This window comes from Emticicia sp. (assembly GCF_043780375.1).
Classification (GTDB): Bacteria; Bacteroidota; Bacteroidia; order Cytophagales; family Spirosomataceae; genus Emticicia.
The window spans coordinates 1-9,286 of the sequence record NZ_JAYWCU010000071.1 but is presented as its reverse complement, the minus strand read 5'-3'; the positions used below and the strand labels follow the sequence as shown (position 1 = coordinate 9,286).

The following is a 9,286-nucleotide window of genomic DNA, read 5'->3' as shown; positions in this document are numbered from 1 at the left end:
TTGTGAAATAAGTTGAGGATTCATAAATAAAGCCCCACCGTCTGAACCCATCGGAATGCGTGACATAGATTCTACACCACCAGCTACCAATAAATCAACTTGCCCCGACATAACGTAGGCTGCTGCCATATTAATTGCTTCTAAACCTGACGAACAAAAACGATTTACCTGCACGCCTGCCACTGTTTGGGCATAACCTGCTGCCAAAACCGCTGTACGAGCAATGTCGGCTCCTTGCTCGCCGATGGGCGAAACACAACCGATTATCACGTCGTCAATATAACTTGTATCAAGATTATTTCTATCTCTAATTGCCTTCAAAACCGTTGAAAGTAACTCAACAGGCTGTATATCGTGCAGAGAACCATCAGATTTGCCACGTCCACGAGGGGTACGCACGGCATCATAAATGTATGCTTCCATTTTTAAGTTTAGTGTAATGATGAATAGAAATTAGTATGCAAGCATACTTTATTTGACAAAACTAATCAATAGTTTGGTTTGTTGCAAATGCTAAAAACGCTAATTTTGTGGAGTGCTTTCAAAATTGATTTTCTTCTTATATGTTATCTCTTTATCGCAATGCTTTTGGTGGGCTTTCTCGGCAGGTTTGGTTGTTGGCTTTGGTAATGCTCATCAATCGGTGTGGTGGAATGGTCATTGCTTTCTTGACGCTATATTTGACTCAAAAATTAGGTTTTAGTATTACTGAAGCAGGTTTTGTGATGGTGTTTTTTGGCATCGGCTCAATCTGTGGAACGTTTATTGGCGGGAAACTAACCGATTTGATAGGTTATTTTCCTGTACAGTTATGGAGTTTATTTTTGGGCGGAATCATGTTTTTGCTCATTTCTCAGACCGAAAACTATTATGTAATTTGTACGCTTGCGTTTTTATTAAGTGCGTTTGGCGAAGCATATCGCCCTGCAAATACTGCGTCTATTGCAGACTTTAGTACACCCGAAACATTCACTCGCTCGGTGTCGCTTATTCGTTTGGCTATTAACATTGGTTGGTCGATTGGACCTGCCATTGGTGGGTTTTTAGCTACAAGAGATTATAAATTATTGTTTTGGGCAGATGGACTGACTAATATCGGAGCAGCTGTATTGGTATTTTCTTTTTTGAGAGGAACTCGCCGACAAAAGTTTGATAATAAGGTAGTTATAAGTAAAATAAATCCGAAAGATTCGGCTTATAGAGACCAGAAATATTTAATATTTTTGCTATTGACAACGCTTTATGCCATTGCTTTTTTTCAACTTTTTACGATTGGCCCGTTATTTTATAAACAAGCCTGTAATCTATCTGAAATTCAGATTGGTTATATTTTAGGCTTGAATGGTCTTTTGGTTGCCTTCATTGAAATGGTTTTGATTTATAAAATTGAAGGTAAGTTTCAGAAGCTGTCTTTGATAAGTTTTGGCGTAAGTTTGGTGGTGGTTAATTATGTAATTTTCTTGTTTACGCATAATTATGTCTGGCTGATAGTCGGTGTTATTTTTGCTACTTTCTCTGATATTTTTGCTATGCCATTTATGAATGCCTTTTCTATTGAACGCTCAAAATCACATAATCGTGGGCAATATTCTGCTCTTCACTCAATGACCTGGTCGGTAGCACAAATTTCTGCCCCTTTGATTGGTACACAAACCATTGCTCATTTGGGTTTTGATGCTCTTTGGTATATTCTTGGCTCGTTTGGAATTATTTCGGCGGTGGGGTTTAGAGTTTTGAGGGGAATTTAAAAAGATTATTACACGCAAAACCTTGCAAGTTTCTCGACACTATTAATACAAAACAGGATTCAAAGCTCCATCGGCAATTGTGCCGATTGCTTTACTACTAAGCCATCTTTCCCAGTCGGCGGTGCGGTATTTGTTGGTTGGTTCTATCACATTTATGTCTTTGTCCATATAAATCATGGTCATTACTTTGCGAGCTTTGCCCGATACGTTTGCTCCCGCACGATGGTAGGTCCAACCTGAGTGAAAACTTACTTCGCCTAAGTCGAAAGGAGCTTCATTCATTGTAAATTGCTTTAAGGTTTCGCTCAAAATCGCTTCTGATTCGTCCGAAATTTCTTTGTCACGCCCAATTTCTACCTCTTGACTTTTTTCTGCAAATGCCAAAGGTCCCATTTCCATTGGTGTTGCTTGCAGTGGAATCCAGGCCGTAACAGTGTTGTTATTAGAAAGTGGCCAATAAAATTGGTCGGCATGAAAAGGTGTAATTCCACCCGAAGGCTCTTTATACAATGCTTGGTCGTGGTACAATCTTACACCCGAAACTCCCATTAATTCGGCAGCGATTTGTGCCAAACGCTTCGAGAATACAAATTCCTTTGCCTCATCATTTTCTTCCCAAAGATTCATTACTTGCAAAAATGCCTTTTCATACGTTGTGCGTTCTTCCATTGGCTTAGTGAGTTTGTTAAGCTTGAAAACCAAGTCAGTTATTAATTCACCATAATACTCAATGATTTGTGCAGAAAATACGTTTTTGAGTTTTACGTAGCCATTTTCTCGGTAAAAGGCAATGTTTTTTGATGATAGCGTATAAGGTTTGTTGAGTTGTTGTAAAAGCGACACTTTGTTGATTGTTGCTGTCATGGTTGATTTACTTTATTGACGGGTTGAAACCCATCGTACATTTATGTAACAAAGGTCGATAGAATAATTACGCAGAAAATCTTTTGTATTTTCTAATTTATGTATTATTTTAACATAATATATATCAATTATATTTATTAAAGGTAATATAAGTGACAAATGAAAGCATTTTTTGAAAAAATTCCTGCGATTGAAGAAACAACTTTCTTAGCAAGACGAATTGTGATACCCTATTTTGATGCCCCGCTTCATTATCATCCTGAGTATGAATTGACCTTAATTATAAAAGGAAATGGAAAACGTTTTGTGGGAGATAGTATTGAAAACTTTGAGGTGGGAGATTTGGTTTTGCTTGGTTCAAATTTGCCGCATTTTTGGCGGAGCGATAAGAGTTTCTACGAAAATGAAGAGCCAATTTCAGAAGCAATTGTCATTCAATTTTCGACCGATTTTGTAAAGAATATTTTAGAAAAGCTTCCTGAATGTAGATCAATCGTTACGATGTTGAATTTGTCGAAAGCTGGTATTAAATTTTCAGAAACATTTAAGCCGCTTTTTGCGAAAATCATTGAAGAAAAGGAAACAAAACGCCTTATTGCTTTGATTGATTTATTGGAAAACTTGTCGCAAACGATTGATTATCAACTTCTTGCGAGTGAGCATTTTAATATAAAACCCGATGATGCAGAAAATGAACGAATGCGAAAGATTTTAGAGTTTACGCTTGATAATTTTCAAAATGAAATTTCGATTCATGCCATTGCTGAAATTGCTCATTTAACTGTTCCATCATTTTGTCGTTATTTCAAATCTCGTACACGAAAAACTTACGTAGATTATCTCAACGAAATTCGACTAAGTCATGCTCGTAAGTTGCTGATAAATAGCGAGTTAGGCATAAGTCAAGTAGGATTGGAATGTGGATTTCGGAATCTTTCACATTTTCATCGTATTTTCAAAAATCAAGTAGGGGTTACACCTTTAGCGTATCGGAGAAGTTTTTAGTCTTTTTTCTTGAATATTCCTTTTGGGTCGTCTTTTTTGGCTAAAAGACCTTCCAAAATATCAATGCTTGCATTATCAGGGTCGATTTCATAGCCTTTATGGAAGTTTCCCCAAGCTTCGTCAATTTGTCCATTCAAGAGCCTTGCCAACGATAATTGCATGAAGGCATTGGCACATTCGGGTTGTTTTTTGATGACTTTTTCTAATAAATCGAAGGCAGTGTATAAATCATCTTTCTCGGCATCGACCGTGAAGCATTTGATATAAACCGTTGATAAATCTACTACTAAAGTTACATTGTCGTCATCGTCCATGGCTAAGCCTCGTTTCATCAAACTGATGGCTTTTTCATACTTTTCGTTTTGATAAGAAATGACACCCAAACCCCAAAAAGCATCGGCGTTTTCATCATCGAGTAGATATGCTAAATTGAAGCGATAGGTAGCCGTATCTTTTTGTCCTTCTTCCAAATATTCCCAAGCCCTTTCGGCAAAAAATGCACTTGCTTTAGCACGAGTAGGAAAATTCAAGTCACACATTTTCAAAAACTCTTCATCTGAAGCTTTTTGAGCATCGGTTTTGTCAAATTCACCAAATAAAGGCAACAAATGAATATTTGCACCTATTGGAGCTAATCGTTTTTTTACGACTTGACTTTGCGTATCTTGTGCAGGAACAAAGGATTTTGACTTCGTAGGTGAAGAAAAAGTATTAAGATTGGCACTCTGCGAACGAAAAACGGGCTGTTGGGCAAGCATTTCGGCAGAAACAAAAACAAAAATACTCGATAATACTAAGAATTTCATCACGTGGTATTTTGACATAAACATCATGTAAATAACGATATCTATTGTAAAATTATTAGTTTTTTTTTGAAATTTTAAAATCTAATAATTTTTGTTGCAAAAATGATACCTTTAATCTCGTAAAACCAAATATAAAAAAAGCATAGGATGAAAAAATATTCACCCCATGCTTGATAACCATGAATTATTACTGGTAAGTGAATTTAATTAGGAAAGAAAATAAGGGTTTATCATAATGTTTGTTTTTGCAAACTCTTTGTAGAGTTCTATTGCCTTTAGGTCGTAAGTAATTGCTGCTTCTTTTTCGGTTTTAAATACGCCCAAATAATTTGTCTTACTCATGTAAGTGATAGCAGATATAAACATTCCAAACTTCAAAAAAACACCTCTATACATTGATGTTTTATTGAGAAATGTACATTTTTTGATATGACTTTTGGTATGAAATGGAACTTGTATAATATTGTTTTCCTGACAATTCAACGAGTTTCCATCAATAAAGTATGCTGTATGACCCGATTTTAATCCACCTAAAATTAAATGATGCAAATATATATCCTGTTTTTTAGGATGATATATTGTTGTTCTTGCGTATTGCTTACCTCTCGATTTGCAAATATTCCATTTATAACTGGCAGTTAATTGGTAAAACTCATCGTCAACTAAAATATCAACGCTGTTTTTAAGTTGTATTTTTTTCATGGTTTCTAAGTTGTTAATATAAGCCAGTCCAATTTTATAGTATTAAAAGAGTAGAAAAAAATAAAATCTATAAGTGGTAGCTTATTTTCGATGAATAGCAACATTTGTCCTAAGTAATGGAAATATATAGTCGATATGATACATAATGCCCTGATTATAAGCTAAATACTAAATTATGAAGAAGCTAAAAACCATTAGTCGGTTTTGAAAAACCATTCGTAGAGTTTAGGTGTTTATTCGTAGAATTTTGGAAACATTAATATTATACAAGACGTAAAAAAAACGTATTTAACTAATATGTAGTTATATATATACCCACTATTTATGTTTCAGAGTAAAACTACAAATTATTAAATATCATTGCTATGAATTTTTTTTATTGGATTAAACGTATTTATCACAAACTGATTAGTTCAAAAACAAGTCATGTTGATACTAAAAATATTGCTTTTATTGACCACTGCAAGGTTTTGTGTCGAGATGTTCAAGACTTGGTTTTTGTTACGGATACTCACGGAAATATTAAGTTTATCAATGAAAATGCTAAAAAAATGCTTGGTTATGAGATTTCTCAAAAATACCAAGATTTTATGGTTGAGCATTATTCGGCTTATATAAAAGACATATTCGATAAAGCAATTAAAGATGATAAATGGAGTTATCCATTTTTGGAATTTCCTATCAAAAATTCGCTTGGAAATTATATTTGGTTTAGAATGAATATGTCATTGAAAGAATTAAACAATGAACTGCTAATTATTGGTACGGCTAAAGATGTGAACCAAACCAGAAACCTCCAGCATCAAATCGAGCTAACAAATCTTTGGTCAACTTTTCTTATCAATAATCTAAAATCAGGCTTTCTTGTGGAAGACCAAAATCGCAATGTTTTGTTTATAAATAAAGCATTTATAGATATTTTTGAGATGGATTTTGAGCCTGAAAACCTTATTGGAATAAACTTTACCACGATTGTTGCGAAAATAAAAGACAAATTTGTTTTTCCTGACGATTTTGTAAATGATGTGAATGCAAACATCGCACACAAAGAAAATGTAAATAGCAAATTATTAATATTGAAAAACGGAAAAATTCTCGAAAGAGATTGTTTTTCTGTCTTTAATTATAATGGTCAATGTAACAATATTTGGAAGTACCAAGATATTACGAAAGAGCATAAACTAACTGAGCAAAAAAAACAAAGCGAAGAAAAATACAGGAGTATTATTGAAAATATGCAATTGGGTATAATTGAGGTAGATACGAGTTTCAGAATTACGAACGTATATGACCAGTTTTGTAATATGCTGGGCTATGATAGAGAAGATTTGATTGGCCGAAAACCTCAGGATGTCTTTTTAACTGATGAATATTATTCGTTTTTTGAAATACGAAGGGCTAAGCGAGATAAAGGAAAAAGTAGCGTATATGAGATTCCGTTATTGAAAAAAGATGGTACAATGATATGGGCAACCATATTAGGAACACCTGTTTATAATGACCAAAATGAATTAACAGGTTCAATAGCTGTCGTTTATAATATAACCGAAGGGAAAAATCTGGAACAAGAACTTAAACGGGCAAATAAAGCTACAGCCATAGCACAGGAAAGCGAAAAACTATTTTTGGCAAGCATGACTCACGAGATAAAAACCCCACTCAATACCATCATTGGTATGGGCGATTTGCTGAAACTTACTAATCTCAATGATGAACAAAAGGATTATGTAAGTATTTTGGATACTTCGACAAAGTTTTTGCAGAAATTAGTTTCTGACATTCTTGATATATCTAAAATAGAATTGGGCACTATTCAACTTAATAGACATTCATTTAATCTGAAGAACGTATTGTCTGAAATAGCTCGAACTTTTGAATATAGTTTGCCCAAAAAGAATCTTGAGCTAAAGTTAGATTTCGATTTTGAACTCAATAATCAGATTTTCGGCGATAGTATGATTTTACAACAAATCATAGTCAATCTTTTATCAAATGCTGAAAAATTTACTGAAAAAGGCATAATTACGCTAAAAGTTAATCAATTGAGTGAAACTTCGCAGACAATAAAAGTCAGATTTTGTGTAGAAGACACAGGCATCGGTTTTAATGAAGCACAGAAAGGTGTGATTTTTAATAAATTCAAACAATTACCTTCGCTCAGTCAGCACAAATCGCAAGGAACGGGCTTAGGTCTAAGCATTGTCAAGCAATTGGTTGAGCTTAATGGGGGTAAAATAGAGGTTGAGAGTGAAGAGGGCAAAGGTTCAAGTTTTTCTTTTGAGCTTGTTTTTGAAAAAAGTATTGAAGTCGATAATACGATTGACAAGCCCTATAAACATGAAACAGGTAAACTTTTCCGAGATTTGAAAGTCTTAGTTGTAGAAGACAATGAACTGAATCAGCAATATATTGAAAGAGTATTACAGAAATGGTCGATAGAGTTTGAAATTGCAAGGTCGGGTGAAGAGGCAATCGAAAAATTTGCTGATAATCACTTTGATTTAGTGCTTTTAGACTTACAGTTACCAGGCATTGATGGCTTTCAGACAGCGGTTAAACTCCGAACAAACTACCAAGACCAAGTTTATGTTATCATTGCCATGACAGCCGTTGTTTTCCCAGAAATAGAAAGAGAGGTGATAAAATTCGGTATGGATGATATTCTCAAGAAACCATTTACCATTTCAGAACTTTACGAAAAAATTATTTTTTACTTCTCCGAAATAAGTGAGTCAAATACTATTGATGGAAAATTGCCATTTTGTGAAGAATTAGATAATGATTTTCTTAATCAATTTTATGGGGAAGATGGAACTTATGCTTTAGGAGTATTTGAAAAATTCAAATCTATATATTTGAAAGAGTTTGAGCAAATCGTTGCCAATAATGATAAAAAAACGCTCGATAATGTCAAAAGAAAATTACACGACATTAAGCCATCATTTAAAATGGTAGGATTGAGTGACATAGAAGAAAAAATAGATGGATTCATAAAGCAAGATAAGGCAGAGGTAAGTCATTTAACGGAGTTATTTTCAAAAACTGACATCGCAGGCATTAAATTAATAATAGACAAGCAAATTTTGGCCCTCACAAAACTAAAATAATAGTGTAAGTATTTGATGATTATCGCTTCTAACATATTTGTAATCAGTCAATTATAAATATAAAAGTGTACTCAGAGGCATTCTGGGGCTTTTTTTGATATAATTTTTTTTTTCTTAAACGTTTATTGCACTTTTAACGTTTAAGATACACAAGTAACTATGAAGATTTATACAACGTCCTGCTAATTATTTTTATTAGGAGTTAAGATTTATTTACACAAAAAAATATAATTCCCCCCACCGAGTTTTTAAAACCTCTGACAGATTTTATCATCCTGTTCGTCGATAATAATTGTTAACCCTGTATCAAATCAATGATATTGGATTACTTTCTTTATAAAAAAATTATAGCCAAAATGAACTGTATCGTTATAGAAGATGACTATTTGTCGCAACAAGCAATTGTGAGGAATTGTCAAATGTATGGGGTTGAAATAAAAATACTTGGGATTTTTGAAACAGTAGAAGAGGCAGAGAAGTTTATTAACGATTGTACTATAAAAATTGATTTAATATTTCTTGATATTGTTTTGCCGGGCAAAAATGGCATGGAGTTCATAGCTGATTTATTGATAGTTCCTTACATTATTATGACAACGGCCTATGACAGTTATGCTGTGAAGGCTTTTGAGTTAAATGTGATTGATTATTTAAAGAAACCCTTTATTTATAGACGTTTTGCCCAATCAATACAAAAAGTAAAGAAATTGATAAAATTAGATGAAGACAATGGTTCAAGTGAAATGTTGATTCTAAAAAATAAAGGAACAATACTACGTTTTCAAATAAACGACATAGATTATATCGAATCGTACTCTGATTACATCAAAATTTTTATTAAAAATGAGTCATTTTTGCATCTAATCGCTTTGAAAAAAATTAAGCAAAGACTGAGTTCCGATAGGTTTATTCAAATACATCGTAGGTTTATCATTAATAGCAATAAAGTGAGTGCTATTAATGCGAGTTTCGGGTTTAACTAACTGATAATCAATGATTTACGAATAAAAACACAGGATGTCATCAAAAGTAGTAATTTTGTAATTGTACAAAA

The 9,286-nt window shown here is 33.5% G+C and carries 8 protein-coding genes; 4 read left to right on the top strand and 4 right to left on the bottom strand.

Annotated features, from left to right (window positions below):
- Positions 1-423 (bottom strand): beta-ketoacyl synthase N-terminal-like domain-containing protein (locus tag ACH2CJ_RS05680; protein ID WP_394991279.1); only part of this gene is annotated, 423 nt, incomplete at its 3' end.
- A gap of 140 nt (positions 424-563) precedes the next feature.
- Between ACH2CJ_RS05680 and ACH2CJ_RS05675 the strand changes: the two genes are divergently transcribed.
- Entirely contained in the window at positions 564-1,748 is a 1,185-nt protein-coding gene (locus tag ACH2CJ_RS05675; RefSeq protein WP_394991278.1) for an MDR family MFS transporter, read from the top strand.
- A gap of 42 nt (positions 1,749-1,790) precedes the next feature.
- Here ACH2CJ_RS05675 and ACH2CJ_RS05670 read toward each other — a convergent pair whose 3' ends face one another.
- The gene (locus ACH2CJ_RS05670; protein ID WP_394991277.1) at positions 1,791-2,612 is read right to left on the bottom strand and encodes a phytanoyl-CoA dioxygenase family protein; all 822 of its coding nucleotides are present in this window, start codon (positions 2,610-2,612) and stop codon (positions 1,791-1,793) included.
- A 159-nt stretch (positions 2,613-2,771) separates the two neighbouring features.
- Here ACH2CJ_RS05670 and ACH2CJ_RS05665 point away from each other — a divergent pair, with 159 nt between their 5' ends.
- Positions 2,772-3,617, top strand: coding sequence for a helix-turn-helix domain-containing protein (locus tag ACH2CJ_RS05665; RefSeq protein ID WP_394991276.1), 846 nt, complete (start codon positions 2,772-2,774; stop codon positions 3,615-3,617).
- Here ACH2CJ_RS05665 and ACH2CJ_RS05660 read toward each other — a convergent pair.
- Together ACH2CJ_RS05660 and ACH2CJ_RS05655 are read right to left on the bottom strand one after the other, a co-directional pair.
- Positions 3,614-4,423: a tetratricopeptide repeat protein gene (locus ACH2CJ_RS05660; RefSeq protein WP_394991275.1), complete on the bottom strand. Its 810-nt coding sequence runs from the start codon at positions 4,421-4,423 to the stop codon at positions 3,614-3,616. The genes ACH2CJ_RS05665 and ACH2CJ_RS05660 overlap by 4 nt on opposite strands.
- A gap of 207 nt (positions 4,424-4,630) precedes the next feature.
- A complete protein-coding gene (locus tag ACH2CJ_RS05655; RefSeq protein WP_394991274.1) occupies positions 4,631-5,125 on the bottom strand; it encodes a hypothetical protein in 495 nt (164 codons plus the stop codon).
- A 365-nt stretch (positions 5,126-5,490) separates the two neighbouring features.
- Here ACH2CJ_RS05655 and ACH2CJ_RS05650 point away from each other — a divergent pair, with 365 nt between their 5' ends.
- Together ACH2CJ_RS05650 and ACH2CJ_RS05645 are read left to right on the top strand one after the other, a co-directional pair.
- A complete protein-coding gene (locus ACH2CJ_RS05650) occupies positions 5,491-8,232 on the top strand; it encodes a PAS domain S-box protein (RefSeq protein ID WP_394991273.1) in 2,742 nt (913 codons plus the stop codon).
- Between the two features lie 356 nt (positions 8,233-8,588).
- Positions 8,589-9,215, top strand: coding sequence for a LytR/AlgR family response regulator transcription factor (locus ACH2CJ_RS05645; RefSeq protein ID WP_394991272.1), 627 nt, complete (start codon positions 8,589-8,591; stop codon positions 9,213-9,215).
- The last annotated feature ends 71 nt before the right edge of the window (positions 9,216-9,286 follow it).

Coding starts and splice junctions, on each gene's coding strand:
- ACH2CJ_RS05660 (WP_394991275.1), bottom strand. CDS start 4,423: ATGAAATTCTTAGTATTATCGAGTATTTTTGTTTTTGTTTCTGCCGAA.
- ACH2CJ_RS05675 (WP_394991278.1), top strand. CDS start 564: ATGTTATCTCTTTATCGCAATGCTTTTGGTGGGCTTTCTCGGCAGGTT.
- ACH2CJ_RS05650 (WP_394991273.1), top strand. CDS start 5,491: ATGAATTTTTTTTATTGGATTAAACGTATTTATCACAAACTGATTAGT.
- ACH2CJ_RS05655 (WP_394991274.1), bottom strand. CDS start 5,125: ATGAAAAAAATACAACTTAAAAACAGCGTTGATATTTTAGTTGACGAT.
- ACH2CJ_RS05670 (WP_394991277.1), bottom strand. CDS start 2,612: ATGACAGCAACAATCAACAAAGTGTCGCTTTTACAACAACTCAACAAA.
- ACH2CJ_RS05645 (WP_394991272.1), top strand. CDS start 8,589: ATGAACTGTATCGTTATAGAAGATGACTATTTGTCGCAACAAGCAATT.
- ACH2CJ_RS05665 (WP_394991276.1), top strand. CDS start 2,772: ATGAAAGCATTTTTTGAAAAAATTCCTGCGATTGAAGAAACAACTTTC.